The organism is Paraburkholderia lebeckiae (assembly GCF_050436225.1).
Classification (GTDB): domain Bacteria; phylum Pseudomonadota; class Gammaproteobacteria; order Burkholderiales; family Burkholderiaceae; genus Paraburkholderia; species Paraburkholderia tuberum.
In genome coordinates this window covers 1,176,525-1,201,655 of sequence record NZ_JBNDLU010000002.1, presented here as the reverse complement: position 1 = coordinate 1,201,655, position 25,131 = coordinate 1,176,525, and the positions used below count along the sequence as shown (strand labels likewise).

Here is a 25,131-nt window from a genome sequence, read left to right as displayed (position 1 = left end):
GCGCCGCGCGCCAGGCTCCCGCCTGGTCCGCGGGCGCGCCACGCTATAATCGTCCGTTCGCCGCCACTGGTGGCCGGCTCGTCGCTGGCCAGTCCATCGCGCGCAGGGATGCCGATTCATGATTGATGCACCGCCGCCCGCCGGCGCGCGTGCCCGGTTGTCCCGCCTTTCATCCGCGTCCATTCCGATCAGGCCATTTCGTCCGTGAATCCGCTACTCGACTCCCTTCAGCCCTATCCGTTCGAAAAGCTGCGCCTGCTTTTCAAGGACGTCACGCCGCCGGCCGGCCTCGCGCATATCAGCTTCGGCATTGGCGAGCCGAAACATCCAACCCCGCCGCTGATCCGCGACGCCGTCATCGATTCGCTCGGTGGCCTCGCCGCGTATCCGGCCACGCTCGGCTCGTCGCCGCTGCGCGAGTCGATCGCCAAATGGGTCACGCAACGCTACAACCTGCCGCCGCTCGATCCGCTGACCGAGGTGCTGCCGGTGGCGGGCTCGCGCGAGGCGCTGTTCGCGCTCGCGCAGACGGTGCTCAATCCGCGCCGCGATGCTGACGGCGAGCCTGCGATCGTACTCTGTCCGAACCCGTTCTACCAAATCTACGAAGGCGCGGCGCTGCTCGGCGGCGCGCAGCCGTACTTCGTCAACAGCGACCCGGCGCGCAACTTCGCGTGCGACTACTCGGCGGTGCCCGCCGACGTGTGGGCCCGCACGCAACTGCTGTACGTCTGCTCGCCGGGCAACCCGACCGGCGCCGTCCTCACGCTCGACGACTGGCGCGAGCTGTTCGCGCTATCGGACCGCTACGGCTTCGTGATCGCTTCGGACGAGTGCTACTCGGAAATCTATTTCGACGAGTCGAAGCCGCCGCTCGGCGGCCTCGAAGCGGCCCACAAGCTCGGACGCGGTTTCGAGCGCCTCGTGATGCTGTCGAGCCTGTCGAAGCGCTCGAACGTGCCGGGCATGCGCTCGGGCTTCGTCGCCGGCGACGCCGCGATTCTCAAGGCATTCCTGCTGTATCGCACGTACCACGGCACGGCGCTGTCGACCGTGTTCCAGAGCGCGAGCGTGGTCGCGTGGAGCGACGAGACGCACGTGCGCGAGAACCGCGCCAGGTACCTGCGGAAGTTCACGACCGTCACGCCGATGCTCGCCGAGGTGCTCGACGTGCGCCTGCCCGACGCCGCGTTCTACCTGTGGGCCAACGTCGAGCGCACCGGCCTCACGGACACCGAGTTCGCCCAGCGCCTCTACGCCGACTATAATGTGACGGTTCTGCCGGGCTCGTTCCTCGCGCGCACCGCGCATGGCGTGAACCCCGGCCGCAATTTCGTGCGCCTCGCGCTCGTCACCGACGTCGACGAATGCACGGCGGGCGCGCAGCGGATCGTCGAATTCTGCCGCTCGCTCAGTGTCAACTGAGTGCAGCCTGAGCCTCGCTTGAGCTACACGGCATCCCCTTCTTCAGACTTCAACCCTTCAGATAATCACGCATATGTCGCAACAACTTCAGAGCATCATCGATACCGCCTGGGACAACCGCGCCGAACTGTCGCCGAAAGCCGCGCCGGCAGAAGTGCGCGAAGCCGTCGCCCATGCGATCGAGCAACTCGATAAGGGCGCGCTGCGCGTCGCCGAAAAGAAGGACGGCGACTGGGTCGTCAACCAGTGGCTGAAGAAGGCCGTGCTGCTGTCGTTCCGTCTGGAAGACAACGCGCCGATGCCGGCCGGCGGCTACAGCCAGTTCTACGACAAGGTGCCGTCGAAGTTCGCGAACTACACCGCTGAAGACTTCGCCGCCGGCGGCTTCCGCGTCGTGCCGCCCGCGATCGCGCGCCGCGGCTCGTTCATCGCGAAGAACGTCGTGCTGATGCCGTCGTACACCAACATCGGCGCGTACGTCGACGAAGGCACGATGGTCGACACGTGGGCCACCGTCGGCTCGTGCGCGCAGATCGGCAAGAACGTGCACCTGTCGGGCGGCGTCGGCATCGGCGGCGTGCTGGAGCCGCTGCAGGCCAACCCGGTCATCATCGAAGACAACTGCTTCATCGGCGCGCGCTCGGAAGTCGTCGAAGGCGTGATCGTCGAGGAAAACTCGGTGATCTCGATGGGCGTGTACCTCGGCCAGAGCACCAAGATTTACGACCGCGAAACCGGCGAAGTCACGTACGGCCGCATTCCGGCGGGATCGGTCGTGGTGGCGGGCAACCTGCCGTCGAAGGACGGCACGCACAGCTTGTACTGCGCGGTCATCGTCAAGAAGGTCGACGCGAAGACGCGCGCGAAGGTCGGCCTGAACGAGTTGCTGCGAGGCGATTGATGGCGCGCGGCACCAAAACCGTCGTCTACGGCATTCCGAACTGCGACACCGTGAAGAAGGCCCGTGTATGGCTCGAAGAGCACGGCGTCGAGTTCGAGTTCCACGACTTCAAGAAGGCCGGCGTGACCGAGCCGCTCGTGCAGGACTGGCTCAAGGACGTCAAGCTCGATGCGCTGCTGAACCGCCGCGGCACGACGTGGCGCGCTCTGTCCGACGACATGAAGGCGGCCGCGGAAACGCAGCCGGGCGCGATCGCGCTGATGATCCACAAGCCGTCGGTGATCAAGCGGCCGGTGCTGGTCGTGAACGGACGGGTGAAGTCGCTCGGCTTTTCGGCGGATGAGTACGCGGCGCTGTTTGTCTGAGCGCGGCGCTGAAGCGCCAGGCTCGAGCACGAGGTAGTCGAACGCGCGGCCTCGCGCCGCGTCGTTCAAAGGCTGTTGCCGGCTGCGGTGCCTCACCGCGAGCCGGCATTTTTTCATTTCAAAATGGCTTGTCCTAAATCCATGTCCGGCACCCTCGCCCTTACCGAACAACTGATCGCGCGCGCGTCCGTCACGCCCGACGATCAGCATTGCCAGCGTCTCCTGATCGAGCGCCTCGCCGCGCTCGGCTTCGAGCACGAGACGATCGAATCCAACGGCGTGACCAACCTGTGGGCCGTCAAACGCGGCGTCGACGGCACGCAAGGCAAGCTGCTCGCGTTCGCCGGCCACACCGACGTGGTACCGACCGGCCCGCTCGAACAATGGCACTCGGCGCCGTTCGAGCCGACCCAGCGCGACGGCAAGCTGTACGGCCGCGGCGCGGCGGACATGAAGGCGTCGATCGCCGGCTTCGTCGTCGCGAGCGAGGAGTTCGTCGCCGCGCACCCCGAGCACCGCGGCTCGATCGCGCTCCTGATCACGAGCGACGAGGAAGGCCCCGCCACCGACGGCACCGTCAAGGTCGTCGAAGCATTGCAGCAGCGGGGTGAGCGCATGGACTACTGCATCGTCGGCGAGCCGACGTCGAGCGAACGTTTCGGCGACATGGTCAAGAACGGCCGGCGCGGCTCGATGTCGGGCAAGCTGATCGTCAAGGGCGTGCAGGGCCATATCGCCTACCCGCATCTGGCGAAGAATCCGGTGCACGTGCTGGCGCCAGCGCTCGCCGAACTCGTCGCCGAGCGCTGGGACGAAGGCAACGAATATTTCCCGCCGACCACCTGGCAGGTGTCGAACCTCCACAGCGGCGCCGGCGCGACCAACGTGATCCCCGGCCATGCGGACGTGATGTTCAACTTCCGCTTCTCGACTGCGAGCACCGTCGAAGGACTGCAAAAGCGCGTGCATGCGATTCTCGACAAACACGGCCTCGAATACGAACTGCAATGGACCGTGAGCGGCCTGCCATTTCTCACCCCGCACGGCGAGCTGTCGAGCGCGCTCGCGCAAGCGATCAAGGACGAAACCGGCGTGGACACCGAGCTGTCGACCACCGGCGGCACGTCGGACGGCCGCTTCATCGCGCGCATCTGCGAGCAGGTGATCGAGTTCGGTCCGCTGAACGCGAGCATCCACAAGATCGACGAACATATCGAAGTCGCCCATATCGAGCCGCTGAAGAACGTGTATCGCCGCGTGCTCGAACAACTGATCGCGTAACCTGGAACTTTGCGATGACGCTTCCTTTTTGCACCGTCCGCGACCTGCTGCGTTATGCAGTGTCGCGTTTTAGCGAGGCCAAACTGTCGTTCGGCCACGGCTCGGCCAATGCCTACGACGAAGCCGCCTACCTGATCCTGCACACGCTTCATTTGCCGCTCGACCTGCTCGAGCCGTTTCTCGACGCGCGCCTGACCACGGCCGAAATCGAGGCGGTGCTGAAAGTGATCGAGCGACGCGCCGCCGAACGCGTACCGGCCGCGTACATCACGCAGGAAGCGTGGATGCACGGCTATCGCTTTTACGTCGACGAGCGCGTGATCGTGCCGCGCTCGTTCATCGGCGAGTTGCTGCAGGACGGCCTGCAGCCGTACGTCGAGGACCCCGAGCAGGTCGGCGCGGTGCTCGAACTGTGCACCGGCTCCGGGTGCCTCGCGATCCTCGCCGCGCACGCGTTCCCGAACGCCGACGTCGACGCGGTCGATCTGTCCGCGCCCGCGCTCGAAGTCGCGACGCGCAACGTGTTGGACTACCACCTCGACGAGCGCATCGCGCTGTTCGAAGGCGATCTGTATGCGCCGCTCGCCGAGCGCCGCTACGACGTGATCATCAGCAATCCGCCGTACGTGAACGCCACGTCGATGCAGGAGCTGCCGGCCGAATACAAGCACGAGCCGGAGATGGCGCTCGCGGGTGGCGCCGACGGTATGGACATCGTGCGACGGATCATAGCCGACGCGCGCAACTGGCTGACCGAAGACGGCGTGCTCGTCATCGAGATCGGCAACGAACGCGAGCACGTCGAAGCGGCGTTCGGCGGTCTCGATCTCGTGTGGCTGTCGACCAGCGCCGGCGACGACAACGTGTTTCTGATCCAGGCCAGCGACTTGCCGGTCTGAGTCCGGCATGCTGACCGTTTGATCGTCGTTTCAAGCGCGTTTCTCAGGCAGGGTCACGAGCAATCGCCGCGACAGCGCGTGGCCTTGCCCGCAACCGCAGCCTGAGCCCGTTGCCCGACGCGTTCGCCGCAGACCACGGAGCGAGCCCGTGCCCGCCTCCGTTTCCTGAACCACGGCGCTTCGCCAACTGTTCGCGAGCTTATGTCATTCGACCTGCTTCACGTCGGCACGCTGGTTGCTGTTGCCCACATTCTCGGCATCATCGCGGCCGCTCACGCGATTCTCCATACCCGCACCTCGCAAGGGGCGATTGCATGGGCCGTGTCGCTGGTCGCGATGCCTTATCTGACGCTCGTGCCCTACCTGTTCCTTGGCCGCAGCAAGTTCGCCGGCTACGCGGACGCGCGCCGCGTCGAGAACGAGCTGCTGCGCACGCACGCGCATCCGCAGGTGTGGGACACGCACGCGTCGTCGGCCGGGGCGCCGACGCAGCAGCTCGGCTCGCGGCTCGTGCAGTCGCTGACGCGCCTCGGCGGCATGCCGTTCCTGCCAGGCAATACCGTGCGCACGCTGGTCAACGGCACGGCGACTTTCGAGGCGATCTTCGAGGCGATCGAGAACGCGCGCCGCTATGTGATCGTGCAATTCTTCATCGTGCGCGACGACGCGCTCGGCGACATGCTGAAGGACGCGCTGATCGCCAAAGCCAAACAGGGCGTGCGGGTCTACTTCCTGTATGACAGTATCGGCAGCTTCGATCTGCCGCACCGCTACGTCGCGGCGCTGCGCGCCGCCGGCATCGAGATGCAGCCGTTCGCCACGAACCGCCGCTTCGTCAACCGTCTGCAACTGAATTTCCGCAATCACCGCAAGATCGTGGCGGTCGACGGCGAGCGCGCGTTTGTCGGCGGTCATAACGTCGGGGTCGAATATCTGGGCGCGAAGCCGCCGCTGTCGCCGTGGCGCGATACGCACATCGAAGTGCGCGGGCCAGCAGTCGCAAGCATCCAGTTCGTCTTTATCGAGGACTGGTACTGGGCCACGCAGCAGTTGCCCGAGTTCGACGCGCCGGCCGCGGATTCCGTGACCCCATCCTTCGACCAGCCCGGCGACCACGGCGCCAACGAACGCGCCGCGAACAACATGCACTGCCTCGTGCTGCCGAGCGGCCCGGCCGACAAGCAGGAGACCTGCTCGCTGTTTTTCGTCGAAGCAATCAACGCGGCACGTGAACGCATCTGGATCACGACGCCCTACCTCGTCCCCGACGAAGCCGTGTTCGCCGCGCTGCGGCTCGCGGTACTGCGCGGCGTCGAGGTGCGCATCCTGATTCCGAGCCGGCGCGATCACCTCGTGGTGTTCGCGGCGTCGAAGCTCTATGCGTACGACTCGCTGCGCGCGGGCATTCGCATCTTCCGCTATCAGCCGGGCTTCCTGCATCAGAAGGTCGTGCTGATCGACAGCAGCGCGGCCGCGATCGGCAGCGCCAATCTCGACAACCGCTCGTTTCGCCTGAACTTCGAGATCATGGTGCTGACCGTCGACCGCGGCTTCGCGCTCGAAGTCGAGACGATGCTGCTCGACGACTTTGCCGAGTCGCGCGAAATCGACCGCGACGAGTACCGCAAGTCGAACGCGCTGCGACGCATGCTGATGCACGTCGCGCGGCTCTTTTCGCCGATCCTGTAAGCGTGCCCGCTTACAGCAGCGCTTCGATATCCGCGGTGATCGCCTCGGGCTTGGTCAGCGGCGCATAGCGCTTGACGACATTGCCGTCGCGGCCGATCAGAAACTTCGTGAAATTCCACTTGATCGCCTCGAGACCGAGCAGTCCCGGCGCCTCGATCGTCAGATAGCGGAACAGCGGGTGCGCGTTCGGGCCGTTCACGTCGATCTTGTCGAACATCGGAAACGTCACGCCGTAGTTCTTCTCGCAGAAGCTGCCGATCTGCGCGGCGTCGCCCGGCTCCTGCTTGCCAAACTGATTGCACGGAAAACCGAGCACTGCAAGTCCGCGCGCCGCGTACGCGTCATACAACTTCTGCAAGCCCGCGTATTGCGGCGTGAACCCGCATTCGCTCGCGGTATTGACGATCAGTATCACCTTGCCTTCGTACTTCGCGAGACTCGCTTCCGCGCCGCCGAGCGTGCGTGCCGAGAACGAATAAATCGATGTCATGTGCCCTCCTGTGAAAGCCGTCAGTCTATGCCAAAAGCGCTGCCGATACAGTTAGCCGGATGGCGGATGGCGGCCGCGCGTAAAGTGACAGCCGGGCCATCGGCGCCGCGCGCCCGGCAACGCGCCGGGCAGTCTAAAATAGCGGTTTTCTTCAGCCGGCCACGTCGTGATCCGCTTCAATCAGTTCAGCCTCGCACGCGGCACCAAGCCGCTTTTCGACAACACCACGTTCACCTTGAACCCCGGTGAAAAAGCCGGCCTCATCGGGGCGAACGGCGCGGGCAAGTCGACGCTGTTCGCCGTGCTGCTCGGCCAGCTGCATGCGGACGGCGGCGATTTCTCGATCCCGCCGACCTGGCGCATCGCGCACGTCGCGCAGGAAACGCCCGCCGTCGACAAAACCGCCCTCGCCTACACGCTAGACGGCGACGCCGCGCTGCGCGACGTCGAAGCGCGCATCGCTTCAGCCTCCGCGGCGCACGACGGCGCGGCAGAAGCCGAAGCGCACGCCGCGTTCGCCGACGCCGACGGCTACACCGCGCCGGCTCGCGCCGAAGCGTTGCTGCTCGGCCTCGGCTTCACGCTCGATCAGACCCGCGAGCCGGTCAGCAGCTTCTCGGGCGGCTGGCGCATGCGCCTGAACCTGGCGCAGGCGCTGATGTGCCGCTCCGATCTGCTGCTGCTCGACGAACCGACCAACCACCTCGACCTCGACGCGATCGTCTGGCTGGAAGATTGGCTGAATCGCTATGCGGGCACGCTGATCGTGATCTCGCACGACCGCGAGTTTCTCGATTCCGTCTGCAACGTCACGCTGCATCTCGAGAACCAGCAGATCAAACGCTACGGCGGCAACTACTCGCAATTCGAAGTGCTGCGCGCGCAGCAGATCGCGCTGCAACAGAGCGCGTACGAAAAACAGCAGCGCACGGTCGCGCATCTGCAGAGCTACATCAACCGCTTCAAGGCGCAGGCCACCAAGGCGCGTCAGGCGCAAAGCCGGGTGAAGGCGCTCGAGAAAATGGAGCTGATCGCGCCCGCGCACGTCGCGTCGCCGTTCACGTTCGAGTTCCGCACCCCTGACTCCGCGCCGAATCCGATGATGGTGATGGAAGACGTGCGCTGCGGCTACCATGCCGAAGACGGCAGCGAGATTCCGATCGTCGAGCGCGTGATGCTGTCGATCCAGAACGGTCAGCGCATCGGCCTGCTTGGCGCGAATGGCCAGGGCAAATCGACGCTGATCAAGACGCTCGCGGGCACGCTCGAACCGTTGAGCGGCCACGTACGCGAAGGCAAGGGTCTGCGCATCGGCTACTTCGCGCAGCATCAGCTCGAAACGCTGCGTCCGGACGACACCCCGTTGCAGCACCTCGCGCGTCTCGCGCCCGATACGCGCGAGCAGGAGCTGCGCGACTTCCTCGGCGGCTTCAACTTTTCCGGCGACATGGCGACCGCGAAGATCGCGCCATTCTCCGGTGGCGAGAAGGCACGCCTCGCGCTCGCGCTGATCATCTGGCAAAAGCCGAACCTGCTGCTGCTCGACGAGCCGACCAACCACCTCGACCTCGAAACGCGCCACGCGCTGACGATGGCGCTCGCGCAATTCGAAGGCACGCTGATCCTGGTCTCGCACGACCGGCATCTGCTGCGCGCGACGACCGATCAGTTCATGCTGGTCGCGAAGCATCGTCTGCAGGAATTCGACGGCGATCTCGACGACTACCGCGACTGGCTGCTGCAGCATGCGGCCGAGCAGCGCGCCGCGCTGAAGGCCAATGCTTCCGGTGCGTCGGACCCAGCGTCCAACGGCGCGGCGAGTGGCGACAGCAACGTCAATCGCAAGGAGCAGCGCCGCCTCGAAGCGGAAACGCGGCAGAAGCTCGCGCATCTGAAGAAGCCGCTGCAAAGCCGCATCGCGAAGATCGAAAAGGAAATGGACGCACTCAACGCGGAGAAAGCGACGCTCGATACATTCGTCGCCGATCCCGCGAGTTACGAACCGGAGCAGAAGAGCAAGCTGACGGAGGCGATCCGCCGTCAGGCAGACGTGAACGCGCGCCTCGACACGCTCGAAGCCGAATGGCTCGAGACGCACGAGGAACTCGAACAGATCGGCTAGCGGCACCGCGCCGGCATCCACGGGAGCTTGGCTTTGTCATTTGCGAATTCATCGTCCGGGTTATCGGCCCCAGAATCAGCAACTGCATCGGCAACCGATGCGCCGCCGTTGCAAGGACTGCGCGTGCTCGACCTCACGCGTCTGCTGCCAGGTCCGGTGGCCGCGCTGCGCCTCGCCGAGCTCGGCGCCGATGTGCTGAAGATCGAGGCGCCCGGCGCGGGCGACCCGACTCGCACGATGATGCAGTCGTCGAGCGATCGTGTCGCGGGCCGACCCGGCGCGTTTTACCGGATGGTCAATCGCGGCAAGCGCGAGACGCGCCTCGACCTCAAGTCCGAAGCAGGACGCCAGGTGCTGCGCGCACTCGCGGCTGAAGCCGACGTGCTGATCGAGAGCTTCCGGCCCGGCGTGATGGAGCGGCTCGGCCTCGGCTACGCGACGCTCAGCGCAGCCAATCCGCGGCTCGTCTATTGCGCGATCAGCGGATATGGCGCGAGCGGTCCGTTCGCGGACCATGCCGGCCACGATCTGAATTACATCGGCTACGCAGGCGTGCTCGATCAACTGGCGAACCGCGACGGTGCGCCGATCCTGCCGAACTTCCAGATCGCCGATCTGCTCGGCGGCGCATTGAGCGCGGTCACGCAGATTCTCGCCGCGCTCTGGCATGTCGCGCGAGGCGGTGCGGGCCGCTTCGTCGATGTATCGATGACGCACACGAGCTATGCGCACAACTTCGTCGCGCAGGTGTCGCTCGTCAACGAAGGTGCGGCGCCCGCCGCGGGCAGTGGTCTCTTGAACGGCGGCGTGCCCTGCTACAACCTCTACCGCACCAGCGATGAACGCTGGCTCGCGGTCGGCGCGCTCGAATTGAAGTTCTGGGAAACGCTGTGCATGGCGCTCGATCGGCCGGAATGGGCGACGCGTCACTGGAGCCTGGGTCAGGCGATCGGCGGTCCCGATGCCGTGGCACTCATTCAGGAAGTCGCCAATCTGATTGCGACGCGCACGCTCGGCGAATGGGTGGAATCGCTGGAATCGCTCGATTGCTGCGTGTCGCCGGTGCTTACGCCCGCTGAAGCGGCGCAGCATCCGCTGTTCAATCCGCACGCGTATGCGGCGGTGGCCGCGAGCGCCGCCGACTCACACGACGACGGGGCCTAATGCGCGTGGCGCAGCCGCGACGCGGGCGGGCGCAATGAAGATCAAGGCCCGGGCAATCGAAAAACCCGCCGCCATCAACGCCGCGTCGGCGTCTGCCTCGGCAGTGTTTGCCGCGGCGACTTTTCGTCGTCGTACAGCAGGTGCTTGCGGCCTTCCACATGGCGGCTAATCGTGGCACGCACTTCGGCGGCCGTTACGTCTTCGGCCACCACCCGCCGCGAGATCTGGCCCGCGGTGTCGATCCACTCGACGATCCGGCAAGCGCCGCCCCACGGCTGATGAATCGGTGCGGAGATCCGGCAGCCGCGCACCAGAATGTGATGGTCGGCAGCGGTTTCACGAGACTGTTTCAAGGCGCGATCCTTTTTTCGAGCATCAGAAGGGATGCATATCGTTACAGCTTAGAAAAATGGTATGGCGGCCAGGTTACAGCCAATATGAAGATATTTACCGGGCATTACGGGACCGCAAGCGTACAAAATACTGGCGAGCCGTCCTCGCCCCCGTCTATTCGAGCGTGCGGACGCGGTCGATGGCCTGTTCGATCCGTTCGACCGCAACGACCTGTAAGCCTTCGATTGGCTGTTTCGGCGCATTGGCCTTCGGAATCACCGCCACCGAGAAGCCGAGTTTGGCTGCTTCCTTCAGGCGCTCCTGACCGCGCGGCGACGGCCGGATTTCGCCGGCGAGGCCCACTTCGCCGAATACGACGAGCCCCTTCGGCAGCGGCTTGTTGCGCATCGACGAATGGATCGCGAGCAATACCGCGAGGTCGGCGGCGGGCTCGGAGATCTTCACCCCGCCCACCGCGTTCAGGAACACGTCCTGATCGAAACAGGCGATGCCCGCGTGCCGATGCAGCACCGCGAGCAGCATCGCGAGCCGGTTCTGTTCGAGACCGACCGCCAGGCGTCGCGGATTTGGCGCGTTGGCCGCATCGACGAGCGCCTGCACTTCGACGAGCAACGGCCGCGTGCCTTCCTGCGTGACGAGCACACATGAGCCCGGCACCGACTGCTCGTGCTGCGATAAAAACAATGCCGACGGATTCGCGACGCCGCGCAAACCACGCTCGGTCATCGCGAACACGCCGAGCTCGTTGACCGCGCCGAAACGGTTCTTGATCGCGCGCACGAGACGGTACGACGAGTGCGTATCCCCCTCGAAATACAGCACCGTATCGACGATATGTTCGAGCACGCGCGGACCCGCGAGCGCGCCCTCTTTAGTCACGTGCCCGACCATGATGATCGTCGTGCCCGACTGCTTGGCGATGCGCGTGAGTTGCGCCGCGCACTCGCGCACCTGCGCGACCGAGCCCGGCGCCGATGTCAAAGCATCCGAATAGACAGTCTGGATCGAATCGATCACGGCGACTTCAGGCCGTTGCTCCGTGATCGTCGCCTGAATTTTTTCGAGCTGGATTTCTGCGAGCAATTGCAGCTCGCTCGCCTTCGAGCCGGGTTCGAGCAACGCCAGCCGTTGCGCGCGCAACGCGATCTGCGCGCCAGATTCTTCGCCGCTGATATAGAGCGCGCGTTTGTCCGCCGCGATTTCCGCGAGCGATTGCAACAACAGCGTCGATTTACCGATGCCCGGATCGCCGCCAATCAGCACCACGCCGCCCGGCACGAGGCCGCCGCCGAGCACGCGGTCGAATTCGCCGACACCGGTGGAAAAGCGCGGCACGTCCGACGCGTCGATGTCGGCGAGGCGCCGTACCGGCGTGCTCTTCGCGAGCGACTGGAAACGGTGACCGGACGGCGCCTCCGCGACCGATTCTACGAGCGTGTTCCACGTCTGGCAGGACGGGCATTGACCGGACCACTTCGGCGACTGTCCGCCGCATTCCCCGCAGATGTACAACGTCTTCGCTTTCGCCACGCGTTACTCCGCCCGAACCGGCACACGCGGCGCGACCGCGCACATCAGCTCGTAGCCGATCGTACCGCAGGCTTGCGCGACGTCGTCGATGGGCAGCGCGGTGCCCCACAATTCCACGCGCGAGCCGACGTTGGCGGTCGGCACCGGGGTCAGGTCGACGGTCAGCATGTCCATCGACACACGTCCAACGACCCGTGTGCGCACGCCATCGACGATCACCGGCGTGCCTTCCGGCGCGACGCGCGGATAGCCGTCCGCGTAACCGCACGCGACCACGCCGATGCGCATCGGACCGCGCGCAGTGAACCTCGACCCATAGCCGACCGAGCTGCCTTCGCTGAGCGTCTGCACGGCGATCAGTTCCGACGCGAGCGTCATCGCGGGCTGCAGACCCGTGCCGTCGATCGCGGCCGTCACGCCGGACGGCGACGCGCCGTACAGGATGATGCCCGGACGCACCCAGTCGAAATGCGCTTCCGGATGCCACAGCGTCGCGGCCGAATTTGACAGACTGCGCGCACCAGCGATGCCCTGCGCGCCACGCTGGAACGCCTCCATCTGATGCGCGATGCCGCGCTCGGCATCGGCATCGGAAAAATGCGTCATCAACGTGATCTGGCCGACACCCTGACAGGCGCGCGCACGTTCCCACGCGGCACGGAATTTTTCGACCGTGTAGCCGAGCCGGTTCATGCCGGTGTTCATCTTCAACTGGATATTGACCGGTTTCGACAGACGCGCCATTTCGAGCATGCGCAGCTGCTCGTCCGAATGCAGCGCCGTGGTCAGACTGTAGCGGTCGATTACGTCGATATCGGTCGGCCGAAAAAAGCCTTCCAGCAGAAGAATTGGGCCCGCCCAGCCCAATTCACGCAACTTCACCGCTTCTTCGAGGTCCAGCAACCCAAAGCCGTCCGTAGCGCGCAAACCGGGAAACACGCGCGCGAGGCCATGCCCATAGGCATTAGCCTTGACAACGGCCCAGATTTTCGATTTCGGCGCATAGCGCCGCGCGACAGCGAGGTTATTGGCGAGAGCAGCGGTATGAATCGTGGCGGAAAGGGGGCGCGGCATGGGATTTTTTCGTAAAGACACTTGCGAATCAGCGGCTTACTGGGCGTTTTCAGCGCTCGGCGGCCCGCTGGGCGGTGCGATCAAGGATTCTGCTAGTCCGAATTCAGCTATTTTCATGATATAAAGCCGTGCGCACAACCCATTTCGATCGGCATAAGCCCGCACGCATGACAAACGGCCGGGGCGGACAGACCGCAGCGAGGACAGCATCGCATCAGATGAAAAAAGGTTTTTACACCATCATGGCCGCGCAGTTTTTTTCGTCGCTGGCCGACAATGCGCTTCTGATCGCTGCTATCGCACTGTTGAAAGATCTTCACGCTCCGAACTGGATGACGCCGCTGCTCAAGCTGTTTTTCGTGCTGTCATACGTCGTTCTTGCCGCCTTCGTGGGCGCATTCGCCGATTCCCGTCCGAAAGGACGCGTGATGTTCATCACCAATACGATCAAGGTGGTTGGCTGCATAACGATGCTGGTCGGCGCGCATCCGCTGATTGCGTACGGCATCGTCGGGTTCGGCGCGGCGGCCTACTCGCCCGCCAAATACGGCATTCTCACCGAACTGTTGCCGCCTGACCGGCTCGTTGCCGCGAACGGCTGGATCGAAGGCACCACGGTCGGCTCGATCATTCTCGGCACGGTGCTCGGCGGCGCGCTGATCAGCCCGCATATCGCCGCGCCGATTCTCAAATGGCACGTCCCCACCGTCAACACGCCCGCGGAAGGCGCGATGCTCGTGATCATGGCCATTTACGTGATCGCCGCGCTGTTCAATCTGCGCATTCCCGACACCGGCGCGCGCTATCCGCGACAGGAGCACGGGCCGATCCGCCTGATCACCGATTTCGCCGACTGCTTTCTCGTGCTGTGGCGTGACAAGCTCGGACAGATTTCACTCGCCGTGACGACGCTGTTCTGGGGTGCGGGCGCGACGCTGCAATTCATCGTGCTGAAGTGGGCCGAGGTGTCGCTGGGCATGTCGCTGTCCGAGGCGGCGATCCTGCAGGCGGTGGTCGCGGTTGGCGTCGCGTTCGGCGCGATTTTCGCGGCTTCGCGTGTGCCGTTGAAGAAGTCGCTGTCGGTATTGCCGGTCGGCATCATGATGGGTATCTCCGTGATGCTGATGGCGTTCTACACGCGCGATCTGTTTCCCCCGCACTGGGGCGTGTATTTTGGCCGCATGCACGTGTCGGGCTATCTGATTTTCGCGTATATCTTCCTGATGTTCGTGGGCGGCCTGTCGGGCTTTTTCGTCGTGCCGATGAATGCGCTGCTACAGCATCGCGGGCACGTGCTGCTGTCGGCGGGCCATTCGATCGCCGTGCAGAACTTCAACGAGAATCTGTCCGTGCTCGTGATGCTGTGCCTGTACGCGGTGCTCGTGTGGCTCGACGTGCCGGTCACCGTCGTGATCGTGCTGTTCGGCACCTTCGTCTGCCTGATGATGTGGCTCGTGATGCGACGCCATCAGGCGAACCAGCGCGCCTTCGATTCGGTCGCGCTGATCGGCGAAGCCAAGCACTGATCGGCTGCGCCGGGCCGGCCGCGACATACACGAGCGCGCCCTCCTTCTTCCTCGCTCGACCATGACTCAATCGATTCCCAATGTGCTGACGATCGCCGGTTCCGACTCCGGCGGCGGCGCCGGCATCCAGGCCGATCTGAAGACCTTCTCCGCGCTCGGCGCCTATGGCGCGAGCGTGATCACCGCGCTGACCGCGCAGAACACGCGCGGCGTGACCGCGATACACGCGCCGGACCCGGGCTTCGTCACCGCGCAGCTCGACGCGGTGTTCGACGACATCCGCATCGACGCGGTGAAGATCGGCATGCTCGCGAATGCGCCGATCGCGCGTGCGGTCGCCGACGCGCTGCGCCGTCACCAGCCCAAACACATCGTGCTCGACACGGTGATGATCTCGAAGAGCAATCACGCGCTATTACTACCCGATGCGGTCGCGGTGGTACGCGACGAACTGCTGCCGCTCGCCGACCTGCTGACGCCGAATCTACCGGAAGCGGCCGCATTGCTGGGCATGCAACTCGCCGACGACGAAGCCGGCATGGTCGAGCAAGGCGAAGCGTTGCGCGCGCTCGGCGCGCGCGCGGTGCTGATGAAGGGCGGCCATCTGAGCGCGACCGATAGCCCCGACTGGCTCGTGCAGGAAAGCGGCACGTTGCGTCTCGGCGGTCCGCGCGTGCCGGTGAAGAACACGCACGGAACGGGCTGCACGTTGTCGTCGGCGATCGCGGCCTTGATTGCGCAGCGCGACGATCTCGCTAGCGCGGTCGCCGATGCGAAGGTTTATCTGACGGGTGCGTTGCAGGCGAGCGAGCGGCTCGACGTCGGCCACGGCGTGGGGCCGGTGCATCACTTTCATCGGTGGTGGTGAGCGACGTCATTGCTTCGCGTAACGCCGCGCGTGCTCGGGCCAGTCGTCGGGCACGATAAAACCGCGCGAGCGTTCAAGTACTCGCCCCGTGTTGTCTTCGATGAATCCGGCGACCATCGTCGGGCCATGTTGCGGTGAGATCTGCGCGGCGAGCGTGTTTGCGTCGGCGTACCGCGTGTCGTCCGCACCGGCTTGCGTTCGATATTGCGGCGCGAGCCATTCGAGCCGCGGCAACACTCGCCACCTGTGCGCATGCGCGCACGCGAAACCCGGCCAGTCGCGATGCGTGACCCACCAGCCGCGACCGTGCGCGGGATCGAGTTCGGCAGGATCGGTGGGCCTCTCGCCATGCCGGTAAAACAGCCAGCCTTTGACGAACATCTGCGGCGTCCACGCGCCCGCATAGCCCGTCGAGGCAAATTCCTCGCGCGCGCTGAGCGGCAACTGATGAGCGAGCAAATGCGCGAGCTTCAGATCGAAGCGGTCTTTCAGATTGGGGCCGACATAATCGGCGAGACGCGCCGCCTCTGCCCCATTCGCATCGCCCGCATGCAGATAGCACTTCACCGCGAGTTCCCAATGCCGTCGCGCGCCTTGGCGCGTGCGCACGAGGAAATCGCATTCACCGAGCGTGAGACCCGCATGTCGTAGCGGCACACCCGCTGCGATCAGTTGCGTCGCCGGTCCATGACGAAGGAAAAAGCCCAGCAGGCGTTCGGCGTAGCGGCCAAGGCGCGTAATACGCGTTGCCGCGAGATCCTGACGCAGAAGTGCCGGCGCGGCGTCGAGCGCGCGCAGCCAGTCGAGCGTGGCCCGCAATTCCCGCGGTGTGCCGAAAGGATCGGCGAGCGCGCCTGTGGGAAGCTGAGGGCGCAACAGATCGGGACTGAGCAGCAGCCACGCGAGATCGCGGACAGCGGGATCGCGCAGCGCATCGACTGAAGCATCGCCACGCAAACCCAGCAAGGTATCGAGAAGCGCCGCGCGGCTGACAGACGCGGCGGGCATGCGCGCCGCCGGTCCCTCGGGCATCGTCACTTTGATTCGTTCGACGGCACGCCGCCGTTCGCGAGCCACGTGGTACGCGCGAGGCACAGATCCGCCCAGGCCTTGGCCTTGTCGGGCAGGCTACGCAGCAGATAGGCCGGGTGATAGGTGACGATCACCGGTACGCCCTCGTACGTGTGCACGCGGCCGCGCATGGACGAAATGCTCGCGTCGGTCTTGAGCAGACTTTGCGCGGCGAAACGGCCGAGCGCGACGATCAGCTTCGGCTTCACGAGCGACACCTGGCGCTGTAAATAAGGCTCACAACGCGCGACTTCGTCCGGCTGCGGATTGCGATTGCCAGGCGGCCGGCACTTGATCACGTTCGCGATATACACGTTGGTGCCGCGCGCGAGCGCGAGCGAGTGCAGCATGTTGTCGAGCAGCTTGCCGGCCTGGCCAACGAACGGTTCGCCTTGACGGTCCTCGTTCTCGCCGGGCGCTTCGCCGATCAGCATCCAGTCGGCCTCGCGATCGCCGACGCCGAACACCGTGTTCGTGCGCTTCTCGCACAGCCGGCACGCCTCGCATCCGGCGACGCGCTCGGCGAGCGCGTCCCAGTCGAGTGTGTGGATAGACGGCAGCGCCGGCGCGTCGCGGCGCGCTTCGGCGGGCGCGGGGGCCGATGCGGCTGGATCGTCGAACCACGCGAAGTCGTCCTCGGAAGGGGCGTCGAAAGTCGCCGGGACTGAAAAGTCAGTTTGCGGTTGCGATGTTTCGCGCCGCGCTGAAGTTTCGTCGAAGCGCGCAGTGGATTCGCTCTGCGCTTGCGGCGGCTGCACCTCTGCGGACGCCCGCAGCGGTTCGCGCGAGGTCTGCGTCACAGGCTCCGCGCGACGCACGTCGTCTGCGTGTTCCCGCAGCGACTGCAACGGCTCCTCCGCTTGCTTCAGCGTCGCGGGCTCGCAAGACGGCTGAGTTGCGTCATCCGCCATAGCCGCGTCGTCGCGCACCGGCGCACGTCGATCGCTGGGCGTTTGCGCCGCAATTGCATCACTCCGCCCGGCCTCCTCGCGCGCCGCGAGACCGCGACGCACCCACAACGGCGCGAGTCCGAATTCTTCGAGCACCGATTCATGCAGCGCCATCTGCGCCCTCCGTGGCTAACGACAGACGCATCACGATCGCGTCCTCCCGGCCGCGATGCCGCGCCGGATAATAATTTTTGCGCCGGCCGATCGACGCGAAGCCGAAGCGCTCATACAACCGGATCGCCCGATGATTCGACGGCCGCACTTCGAGCAGCAGCCCCTCGAGCCTCTCCGCGTGCGTGATGCGCACCGCCTCGCGCAGCAGCGCGAGACCTGCGCCGGCGCCTTGTGCTTGCGGCGTGACGCATAGATTCAGCAGATGCATTTCATCGACGACTGGCATCAGCACGCAGTAGCCGATCAACGTCCCCGTCACGTGACGCAGACAGACGCCGAAATAGCCATTGCGCAGCGAGTCGCCGAAGTTGCCGCGGCTCCACGGAAACTCATACGCGAGCTTCTCGATCGCGGCGACTTCGTCCAGGTCGCTTTCGGTCATCGGCGACATGTAGCGGTCCGTGAGCAGCACGCCGCTCATGGGCGCGCCTCGTCGTGGGACGGTTGGCCTGAGCCGCCATCGGGCGCGTGCTGCGCGGACTGCTCGGCGCTATGAGCCGCTTTAGCTGATTTCGCCGCTTTGTCGGCCATGCGCTCTGCGGTCGTCTGCGCGACCTTGTCGCGCACGTACTCGGGTGCGGCCTGATCGGCGCGCACCGTGCGGCCCGCATGAAACGCGCGCAGCGCCGCGTACGCGAGCGGCAAAGCATGCGGCAACGCTTCGCCATCGACGCTCCGCGCGGCCGCGACCGCCGGCAACCGCTCGCCGAACGCGGCGGCCGCGTTGCCGGCGAGTATGAACGGCACGTCGGGCAGCACGAGCCGCTCGGGTGCATCGAGCGTCGCCGTCTGCACGGTGCGCCATTCGTGTTGCGTGTCGTCCCACGCATAGTCGGCCCAGTAGATTTCGTCCATGCGCGCGTCGAGCGCGGCAAGCACGCGCGTCGTCGACGGATCGCGCAGGCGGGCGCTCTCCGCGCACGCGAGCAGCGTGCCGATCGGTACGACCGGCAGCTTCAGGCCGAACGCAAGGCCTTGGGCCACGCCGGTCGCCGTACGCAGTCCGGTGAACGAACCCGGACCCGAGCCGAACGCGATCGCGTCGCAATCCGCCAGCGTGAGGCCGGCTTCGTCGAACAGTTCGCGAATCGCCGGCAGCAGGCGGGTACTGGACACCGCGCCGGTTTGTTCGTGACGAACCCAGACGCGCGGTTCGGCGCTGAGCTGACCGGCGGCATCGACGGACGCGGACACGAGCGCCACCGAGCAGAACTCGGTCGATGTATCGAGGGCAAGAAGCACTGTTTGAGTCATGGACCGTATTGTAATCGGCGCGGTGCGCGTGAATGGTGGATTGCGCGGCCGCGCTGCCAGGCTTCGCGGCCGCCACCGTTTGGAATAAGCCCTCGGCCCCACGGCGGCAGGCAATTGGTATGATTTTCGGCCGATCTCATCTATCCCGCCACGCGGGCCAAACGACCATGACCGACATCAATTCCCAGTTCGAGCAAGCCCAGCAAGACGTCAAGCAATTGCCCGAGCGTCCGGGCAATCTGACGCTGCTGCGTCTCTATGCGCTCTTCAAGCAGGCGAGCGAAGGCGACGTGCACGGCGACAAGCCGGGCTTCACCGACATTGTCGGCAAATACAAGTACGATGCGTGGGCGGCGCTCAAGGGCACCGCGCAGGACGCTGCGAAGCAGCAATACATCGAACTCGTCGAATCGCTGAAGAGCGGCGCCGCGGCCTGAGTTTCCGGCGCGCCAATCATCTGTCGAAATGACCGTCTGGCAATTCTGCGACCGCCTCGCGGCGATTTCGGACCCGAAGCTCCGGGCCGCCGCCCTCACTCGCCTACTTCATTCCGGCACTTTCTTCTGTCGGAACTGCCTGAATGGTGGCGCAGTGCAGCAAATGTCGCTATAATGCCGCCTGCGCTTCACTGCTTTGCCCGTTTTTTCCAGCGGTCCTCGCGGCGCAGCGTCCATAGCGTTTGCTCCAATCCAGTTTAGAACCTGTCCCCTTCTGCCTAGCCCCCTACGGGCTCAAGTCCCAGGCTGGCGACTCGCCATGTTGGCACGTCGCATCCGATACAGCTTCTAACGAAAAACTCGCCTTCACGGTCGCGAGTTGCCCCCGTTTTTCGATTTGCTCGCTGCTTTTTTGCTCGCTGAATCCGACGACTTGGGTATGCCGATTGGCGTTGACGTTTTCATCCGATGAACCACCCAGGATCGTTTTCAAGGATTCAAATGACTTTGAGCCACACCCCCAGCAGCCCGTTGAACGCCGTCGCCGACGAAGCACTCGGTCTTACGCCCGCCGCTCCCGAAGCCGTCGCGCAGGCTGACGCCAAGCCGACCTTCGCGTCGCTCGGCCTGTCCGCGGACGTCGTCTCCGCGCTGACCGCCGCCGGCTACGAGCACCCGACGCCGGTGCAGCAACGCGCGGTGCCGGCAGCTATCGCCGGCCGCGACCTGCTGGTTTCGAGCCCGACCGGTTCGGGCAAGACTGCCGCATTCATGCTGCCCGCCATCGAGCGTTTCTCGCAGTTGCAAAAGACGCAGGCGAGCCAGCCGCGCGAACCGCGCCCGGCCGACGGTGGCCGCGGCCGCCGTCCGCAGCCGATCGCACGTCCGACCATGCTGGTGCTGACCCCGACCCGTGAGCTCGCGATGCAGGTCACGACCGCCGCAGCAACGTATGGTAAGCACCTGAAGCGCCTGCGCACCGTCAGCATTCTCGGCGGCGTCGCTTATGGCCAGCAGCTGATGCTGCTCGCGAAGAACCCTGAAATCCTCGTCGCGACGCCGGGCCGTCTGATCGACCACCTCGAGCGCGGCCGCATCGATCTGTCGCAACTGCAGATCCTCGTGCTAGACGAAGCGGACCGCATGCTCGACATGGGCTTCATCGACGACATCGACACGATCGTCGCCGAAACGCCGGCTACGCGTCAGACCATGCTGTTCTCGGCCACGCTCGACGGTAAGATCGGCTCGCTGACTGGCCGTCTGTTGAAGGACCCGGAGCGGATCGAGATCGTCCAGCGCCTGGAACAACGCACCAACATCGCGCAAACCGTCCACTACGTCGACGACCGCGATCACAAGGACCGTCTGCTCGACCATCTGCTGCGTGACGACGGCCTCGACCAGGCCATCGTCTTCACGGCCACCAAGTTGGACGCCGACCAGCTGGCGGGCCGTCTGGCCGATGCCGGCTTCGAATCGGCCGCGCTGCACGGCGATCTGCCGCAAGGCGCGCGTAACCGCACGATCCGCGCACTGCGCGAGCGCCGCGTGCGCGTGCTGGTTGCGACCGACGTCGCCGCTCGCGGTATCGACATCCCCGGCATCACGCACGTGTTCAACTATGACCTGCCGAAGTTCGCCGAAGACTACGTGCACCGTATCGGCCGTACCGGCCGCGCGGGCCGCTCGGGTATCGCGGTGAGCCTCGTGCATCACGCCGAACAGGGCGCGTTGAAGCGTATCGAGCGCTTCGTGCGCACGCCGCTGCCGGTCAACGTCGTCGAAGGCTTCGAGCCGCGCAAGGCCCCGTCTTCGGGCAGTGGCCGTCCTGGCTTCGGCGGCCGTGGTCGTCCGGCTGGTAACGGCCGTCGCTTCGGCAGCGGCTCGGGCAAGCCGGGCGGCTACGGCGGCTCGCGCAGCGGTAATGGCAATGGCAGTGGCAATGGCAACGGCGGCGGCTGGGGCAACAAGTCGGCCGGCGGTTCGCGCGAAGGCTTCGGCGGTGGCTCGCGCGAAGGCTTCGGCGGTGGTTCGCGTGACGGCTACGGCGCGCGCCGCAACGACGGTCCCCGTTCGGCACGTCGCGGCAGCTAATAGCGACCTGACCGACCGGATGGCTTCGCGCCGTCCGTGACACAAAAAGAAAACCGGCGCTCGGGCGCCGGTTTTTTTTCGTCTATCGACTGCCCGACCCAAATTTCACGATGTAAAAAATTTTTTTGCGTCGTAAAAAGTCATGCTGCAAAGCACAAGAAGGACTATTGCAACAGGGAAAATATCGTTTCTTATCGCGAAACGCAGACGTCAAGCCATTGATTTCATACAGAAATATATATTGAAAAAACACATTGCGGCGTCTATGGCGCGTCCTTCGATTTGCCTAGACTCTTATATAAGACTTCACGAAACAGAACGCCTCTCCGGGCCCGCCGCTTCGAGAAGACAGAGTCACCCATCCTCCATAACTGGCATCGAAGGAGCACATCATGACCATGACCCGCGAACAGCAAGTGCAGCAACTCAAGCAGCAATGGGAAGCGGACCCGCGTTGGAAAGGTGTCAAGCGCACCTACTCGGCCGAAGACGTGGTGCGTCTGCGCGGCTCGGTGCAACCCGAGCACACGCTCGCGAAGCGCGGCGCGGAAAAGCTGTGGGCCGCCGTCAACAACGAGCCGTTCGTCAACTCGCTTGGCGCGCTGACCGGCAACCAGGCGATGCAGCAGGTGAAAGCTGGTCTGAAGGCAATCTATCTGTCAGGCTGGCAGGTCGCGGGCGATGCCAACGTCGCCGGTGAAATGTACCCGGACCAGTCGCTGTATCCGGCCAACTCGGTGCCGCTCGTCGTCAAGCGCATCAACAACACGCTGACGCGCGCCGACCAGATCCAGTGGTCAGAAGGCAAGAACCCGGGCGACGAAGGCTACGTCGATTACTTCGCACCGATCGTGGCCGACGCGGAAGCCGGTTTCGGCGGCGTACTGAACGCGTTCGAACTGATGAAGGCGATGATCGAAGCGGGCGCGTCCGGCGTGCACTTCGAAGACCAGCTCGCATCGGTCAAGAAGTGCGGTCACATGGGTGGCAAGGTGCTCGTGCCGACCCGCGAAGCCGTCGCGAAGCTGACCGCCGCGCGTCTGGCCGCCGATGTGTCGGGCGTGCCGACCGTGCTGCTCGCCCGCACCGACGCGGAAGCCGCCGACCTCGTGACCTCGGACATCGACGACAACGACCGCCCGTTCCTGACCGGCGAGCGTACCGTCGAAGGCTTCTACCGCACGAAGCCCGGTCTCGACCAGGCAATCTCGCGCGGCCTCGCCTATGCGCCGTACGCCGACATGATCTGGTGCGAAACCGGCAAGCCGGACCTCGAGTTCGCGAAGAAATTCGCCGACGCGATCCACAAGGAATACCCGGAGCAGCTGCTGTCGTACAACTGCTCGCCGTCGTTCAACTGGAAGAAGAACCTCGACGACGCGACGATCGCGAAGTTCCAGCGCGAACTCGGCGCGATGGGCTACAAGTTCCAGTTCATCACGCTGGCCGGCTTCCACGCGCTGAACTACTCGATGTTCAACCTCGCGTACGGCTATGCGCGCAACCAGATGACCGCGTTCGTCGAAATGCAGCAGGCGGAGTTCGCGGCGGCCGAAAAGGGCTTCACCGCGGTCAAGCATCAGCGCGAAGTCGGCACCGGCTACTTCGACGCCGTCACGCAGACGGTCGAGCGCGAAGCATCGACGACCGCGCTGCACGGTTCGACGGAAAACGAGCAGTTCTTCGACAAGAAGGTCGCCTGAGATCAGCCAGTCGGGTTATGCAGTCCCGTGGCCTGAGCGCAGGAACGATCGGCAAACGTCGAGCGGCACCACCAGATTGCCGCCGACGCACGGAGGGCCGTGCCGTCCCGAATTGGCGAGAGCGTCAGCGCGAATGCCGACGGCCGGAAAGTCTGAAAAAAGCCAGCGCGCGGCAAGCGTGCGGCGAACCTGAACGCGCCGGCAGCGCCGCCGGCGCGTTTTTTTTTCGAGGGCGGTGCATGCCGGCACGCGGCCGGCAGTGCCAAGCGATTCAGCGATAGACGATCACAGGAATTTTCGTATGCGTGAGCACGCGCTGCGTTTCACTGCCGATCAGCAGGCTGCCGAGCCCGCGCCGCCCATGCGATGCCATGAAGATCACGTCGCAGCGCCCCTGCTCGGCCGCTTCGATGATGCCGAGATACGGCGCCGGATGCACGCTCGTGCGGCTCTCGACACTGACGCCGACGCGGTGCGCCGCATGCTCGACTTCGCGCAGATGCACACGCGCCTCGCGCTCGCTGCGTCGCAGGAACTCGCCGGGCGGTTCGACCACGACATCGGAGAACGGCGAGTACGGATATTGCGGCAGACAGGCGTATGCGGTAACGCGGGCGCCCACGGCCTGCGCGAGGTCGATCGCGCCCGCTATCGCCTTGCGTGACAGATCTGAACCATCGGTCGGAACCAGGATGTGCCTGAACATGTTCCCCTCCGTCGCCGGCTGCGCGCAGCACGGCGTCAGCGTCCAACAAAGCCCAGGGTGCAGGCTGCTCGAAACGATTGTAATGCGTATGAATGCGGGTATTCGCGTCTGTCTGGAGATTGGCGCATCAGTCCCAGTAACCGGGTTCGCCGTACGTATGCTTGAGAAAGTCCAGAAACAGCCGCACCCGCAGCGGCAGATGACGGCGCTGCGGGAACACCGCGTGGATGCCGATCGGCGGCGCGGCGAATTCGTCGAGCACGCTGACGAGGCGGCCTGTCGCCATCTCCGCGCCGACCTCCCACCACGAGCGCCACGCGAGCCCGTGTCCGGCGAGACACCATTCGTGCAGCACCGCGCCGTCCGAGCACTCCATCGTGCCGGACACTTTGATCGACACGACCTTGCCATCGTGCTGAAACATCCAGCCGCGCTGCTGGTTCGCGCTGGCGGCGAGCGCGAGGCAGTTGTGACGCGCGAGATCGGCCAGGCTGTGCGGCGCGCCGCGCCGGCTCAGATACGCGGGCGACGCGACGCATACGCGCCGGTTCTCCGCGAGCTTCAGCGACACCAGCGACGAATCGGGCAACTCGCCGAGCCGCACCGCGCAATCGAAGCCTTCGTTGACGAGGTCGACGAGGCGGTCGGACAGATCGAGCGTGATCGACACGTCCGGATGCGCGACCGTGAACGCGGGCACCAGTGGCGCCACGTGCCGGCGCCCGAAGCCGGCCGGTGCCGACAGCCGGAGATGGCCGCTCGCCTTCACGCCGCCCGCCGACACGCTCGCCTCGGCGTTCTGCATGTCGTGAAGAATGCGCTGGCAGTCTTCGAGAAAGGCCGAGCCTTCGAAGGTCAGCGTGATCTTGCGCGTCGTGCGCACGAGCAGCTTCACACCGAGGCGCTCCTCCAGTGCGTCGATGCGCCGGCCGATGATCGCGGGCGCGACGCCCTCGGCGAGCGCCGCCGCGGACAGGCTCCCTTTGGCCGCGACAGTGGCGAAGGTCTCGATCTGCTTGAAACGGTCCATGAACGATACGCGCCGCGGCGA

General features: G+C 65.1%; 23 protein-coding genes. 13 read left to right on the top strand and 10 right to left on the bottom strand.

Features of this window, described 5'->3' with window-relative positions; genetic code table 11:
* Positions 1-204: 204 nt before the first annotated feature.
* The 6 genes from dapC (at position 205) to cls (ending at position 6,560) form a co-directional block, all read left to right on the top strand.
* Complete coding sequence (dapC, locus tag OKW45_RS20220; RefSeq protein WP_429470670.1) at positions 205-1,425, top strand: succinyldiaminopimelate transaminase; 1,221 nt, start codon at positions 205-207, stop codon at positions 1,423-1,425.
* 73 nt (positions 1,426-1,498) lie between these two features.
* Complete coding sequence (gene dapD / locus OKW45_RS20215; protein WP_008923562.1) at positions 1,499-2,326, top strand: 2,3,4,5-tetrahydropyridine-2,6-dicarboxylate N-succinyltransferase; 828 nt, start codon at positions 1,499-1,501, stop codon at positions 2,324-2,326.
* Entirely contained in the window at positions 2,326-2,691 is a 366-nt protein-coding gene (locus tag OKW45_RS20210) for an ArsC family reductase (RefSeq protein ID WP_018417635.1), read from the top strand. The genes dapD and OKW45_RS20210 overlap by 1 nt, the downstream gene beginning before the upstream one ends.
* Positions 2,692-2,832: 141 nt before the next feature.
* Complete coding sequence (dapE, locus tag OKW45_RS20205; protein WP_429470669.1) at positions 2,833-3,972, top strand: succinyl-diaminopimelate desuccinylase; 1,140 nt, start codon at positions 2,833-2,835, stop codon at positions 3,970-3,972.
* Positions 3,973-3,986: 14 nt separating this feature from the next.
* Entirely contained in the window at positions 3,987-4,871 is an 885-nt protein-coding gene (gene prmB / locus OKW45_RS20200; RefSeq protein WP_090800608.1) for a 50S ribosomal protein L3 N(5)-glutamine methyltransferase, read from the top strand.
* A 201-nt stretch (positions 4,872-5,072) separates the two neighbouring features.
* Positions 5,073-6,560 (top strand): cardiolipin synthase, encoded by a 1,488-nt coding sequence (cls, locus tag OKW45_RS20195; RefSeq protein ID WP_018417632.1) that lies wholly within the window; start codon positions 5,073-5,075, stop codon positions 6,558-6,560.
* A 10-nt stretch (positions 6,561-6,570) separates the two neighbouring features.
* On the opposite strand, the gene OKW45_RS20190 is transcribed toward cls, so the two are convergent.
* Positions 6,571-7,050, bottom strand: a complete 480-nt coding sequence (locus OKW45_RS20190; RefSeq protein ID WP_184004009.1) for a glutathione peroxidase — start codon at positions 7,048-7,050, stop codon at positions 6,571-6,573.
* Between the two features lie 166 nt (positions 7,051-7,216).
* On the opposite strand from OKW45_RS20190, the gene OKW45_RS20185 reads away from it, so the two are divergent.
* Positions 7,217-9,172 carry an ATP-binding cassette domain-containing protein gene (locus tag OKW45_RS20185; protein WP_429470666.1) on the top strand — a complete coding sequence of 652 codons (1,956 nt, stop codon included), beginning with the start codon at positions 7,217-7,219 and terminating at the stop codon, positions 9,170-9,172.
* 108 nt (positions 9,173-9,280) lie between these two features.
* The gene (locus OKW45_RS20180; RefSeq protein ID WP_018417629.1) at positions 9,281-10,336 is read left to right on the top strand and encodes a CaiB/BaiF CoA transferase family protein; all 1,056 of its coding nucleotides are present in this window, start codon (positions 9,281-9,283) and stop codon (positions 10,334-10,336) included.
* Positions 10,337-10,410: 74 nt separating this feature from the next.
* On the opposite strand, the gene OKW45_RS20175 is transcribed toward OKW45_RS20180, so the two are convergent.
* The 3 genes from OKW45_RS20175 to alr form a co-directional block, all read right to left on the bottom strand.
* Entirely contained in the window at positions 10,411-10,689 is a 279-nt protein-coding gene (locus OKW45_RS20175) for a DUF2866 domain-containing protein (protein WP_018417628.1), read from the bottom strand.
* Positions 10,690-10,843: 154 nt separating this feature from the next.
* On the bottom strand, positions 10,844-12,220 hold the full coding sequence (gene radA / locus OKW45_RS20170) for a DNA repair protein RadA (protein WP_090800617.1): 1,377 nt from the start codon (positions 12,218-12,220) through the stop codon (positions 10,844-10,846).
* 3 nt (positions 12,221-12,223) lie between these two features.
* Entirely contained in the window at positions 12,224-13,294 is a 1,071-nt protein-coding gene (gene alr, locus OKW45_RS20165) for an alanine racemase (protein WP_018417626.1), read from the bottom strand.
* A 218-nt stretch (positions 13,295-13,512) separates the two neighbouring features.
* Here alr and lplT point away from each other — a divergent pair, with 218 nt between their 5' ends.
* Both lplT and thiD read left to right on the top strand, forming a co-directional pair.
* Positions 13,513-14,820, top strand: a complete 1,308-nt coding sequence (gene lplT / locus OKW45_RS20160) for a lysophospholipid transporter LplT (protein WP_429470664.1) — start codon at positions 13,513-13,515, stop codon at positions 14,818-14,820.
* Positions 14,821-14,881: 61 nt separating this feature from the next.
* Entirely contained in the window at positions 14,882-15,688 is an 807-nt protein-coding gene (thiD, locus tag OKW45_RS20155) for a bifunctional hydroxymethylpyrimidine kinase/phosphomethylpyrimidine kinase (RefSeq protein ID WP_429470663.1), read from the top strand.
* Positions 15,689-15,694: 6 nt separating this feature from the next.
* Here thiD and OKW45_RS20150 read toward each other — a convergent pair whose 3' ends face one another.
* The 4 genes from OKW45_RS20150 to tsaB are packed head-to-tail and all read right to left on the bottom strand — an operon-like array spanning position 15,695 to position 19,137.
* Positions 15,695-16,720 (bottom strand): DUF1853 family protein, encoded by a 1,026-nt coding sequence (locus OKW45_RS20150; protein WP_429473323.1) that lies wholly within the window; start codon positions 16,718-16,720, stop codon positions 15,695-15,697.
* A gap of 2 nt (positions 16,721-16,722) precedes the next feature.
* Complete coding sequence (locus OKW45_RS20145) at positions 16,723-17,823, bottom strand: uracil-DNA glycosylase (RefSeq protein ID WP_429470661.1); 1,101 nt, start codon at positions 17,821-17,823, stop codon at positions 16,723-16,725.
* Entirely contained in the window at positions 17,810-18,304 is a 495-nt protein-coding gene (rimI, locus tag OKW45_RS20140; RefSeq protein WP_018417621.1) for a ribosomal protein S18-alanine N-acetyltransferase, read from the bottom strand. Before rimI ends, OKW45_RS20145 begins: the two co-directional genes overlap by 14 nt.
* A complete protein-coding gene (tsaB, locus tag OKW45_RS20135) occupies positions 18,301-19,137 on the bottom strand; it encodes a tRNA (adenosine(37)-N6)-threonylcarbamoyltransferase complex dimerization subunit type 1 TsaB (RefSeq protein WP_429470659.1) in 837 nt (278 codons plus the stop codon). The genes rimI and tsaB overlap by 4 nt, the downstream gene beginning before the upstream one ends.
* Before the next feature lie 167 nt (positions 19,138-19,304).
* Here tsaB and OKW45_RS20130 point away from each other — a divergent pair, with 167 nt between their 5' ends.
* From OKW45_RS20130 to aceA, 3 genes are all read left to right on the top strand, one after another.
* Positions 19,305-19,574 (top strand): acyl-CoA-binding protein, encoded by a 270-nt coding sequence (locus OKW45_RS20130; RefSeq protein WP_018417619.1) that lies wholly within the window; start codon positions 19,305-19,307, stop codon positions 19,572-19,574.
* Positions 19,575-20,075: 501 nt separating this feature from the next.
* Positions 20,076-21,671, top strand: coding sequence for a DEAD/DEAH box helicase (locus OKW45_RS20125; protein ID WP_429470658.1), 1,596 nt, complete (start codon positions 20,076-20,078; stop codon positions 21,669-21,671).
* A gap of 398 nt (positions 21,672-22,069) precedes the next feature.
* Positions 22,070-23,374: an isocitrate lyase gene (gene aceA, locus OKW45_RS20120; RefSeq protein ID WP_429473322.1), complete on the top strand. Its 1,305-nt coding sequence runs from the start codon at positions 22,070-22,072 to the stop codon at positions 23,372-23,374.
* A gap of 271 nt (positions 23,375-23,645) precedes the next feature.
* Here the strand turns inward: aceA and OKW45_RS20115 are convergent, their stop codons facing one another.
* Positions 23,646-24,080, bottom strand: coding sequence for a universal stress protein (locus tag OKW45_RS20115; RefSeq protein ID WP_018417615.1), 435 nt, complete (start codon positions 24,078-24,080; stop codon positions 23,646-23,648).
* A gap of 127 nt (positions 24,081-24,207) precedes the next feature.
* Complete coding sequence (locus OKW45_RS20110; protein WP_018417614.1) at positions 24,208-25,110, bottom strand: LysR family transcriptional regulator; 903 nt, start codon at positions 25,108-25,110, stop codon at positions 24,208-24,210.
* Between the last annotated feature and the right edge of the window lie 21 nt (positions 25,111-25,131).

Coding starts and splice junctions, on each gene's coding strand:
- alr (WP_018417626.1), bottom strand. CDS start 13,294: ATGCCGCGCCCCCTTTCCGCCACGATTCATACCGCTGCTCTCGCCAAT.
- tsaB (WP_429470659.1), bottom strand. CDS start 19,137: ATGACTCAAACAGTGCTTCTTGCCCTCGATACATCGACCGAGTTCTGC.
- prmB (WP_090800608.1), top strand. CDS start 3,987: ATGACGCTTCCTTTTTGCACCGTCCGCGACCTGCTGCGTTATGCAGTG.
- lplT (WP_429470664.1), top strand. CDS start 13,513: ATGAAAAAAGGTTTTTACACCATCATGGCCGCGCAGTTTTTTTCGTCG.
- OKW45_RS20210 (WP_018417635.1), top strand. CDS start 2,326: ATGGCGCGCGGCACCAAAACCGTCGTCTACGGCATTCCGAACTGCGAC.
- OKW45_RS20150 (WP_429473323.1), bottom strand. CDS start 16,720: ATGCCCGAGGGACCGGCGGCGCGCATGCCCGCCGCGTCTGTCAGCCGC.
- thiD (WP_429470663.1), top strand. CDS start 14,882: ATGACTCAATCGATTCCCAATGTGCTGACGATCGCCGGTTCCGACTCC.
- dapD (WP_008923562.1), top strand. CDS start 1,499: ATGTCGCAACAACTTCAGAGCATCATCGATACCGCCTGGGACAACCGC.
- OKW45_RS20130 (WP_018417619.1), top strand. CDS start 19,305: ATGACCGACATCAATTCCCAGTTCGAGCAAGCCCAGCAAGACGTCAAG.
- OKW45_RS20145 (WP_429470661.1), bottom strand. CDS start 17,823: ATGGCGCTGCATGAATCGGTGCTCGAAGAATTCGGACTCGCGCCGTTG.
- cls (WP_018417632.1), top strand. CDS start 5,073: ATGTCATTCGACCTGCTTCACGTCGGCACGCTGGTTGCTGTTGCCCAC.
- dapE (WP_429470669.1), top strand. CDS start 2,833: ATGTCCGGCACCCTCGCCCTTACCGAACAACTGATCGCGCGCGCGTCC.
- rimI (WP_018417621.1), bottom strand. CDS start 18,304: ATGAGCGGCGTGCTGCTCACGGACCGCTACATGTCGCCGATGACCGAA.
- aceA (WP_429473322.1), top strand. CDS start 22,070: ATGACCCGCGAACAGCAAGTGCAGCAACTCAAGCAGCAATGGGAAGCG.
- OKW45_RS20115 (WP_018417615.1), bottom strand. CDS start 24,080: ATGTTCAGGCACATCCTGGTTCCGACCGATGGTTCAGATCTGTCACGC.
- OKW45_RS20190 (WP_184004009.1), bottom strand. CDS start 7,050: ATGACATCGATTTATTCGTTCTCGGCACGCACGCTCGGCGGCGCGGAA.
- OKW45_RS20125 (WP_429470658.1), top strand. CDS start 20,076: ATGACTTTGAGCCACACCCCCAGCAGCCCGTTGAACGCCGTCGCCGAC.
- OKW45_RS20110 (WP_018417614.1), bottom strand. CDS start 25,110: ATGGACCGTTTCAAGCAGATCGAGACCTTCGCCACTGTCGCGGCCAAA.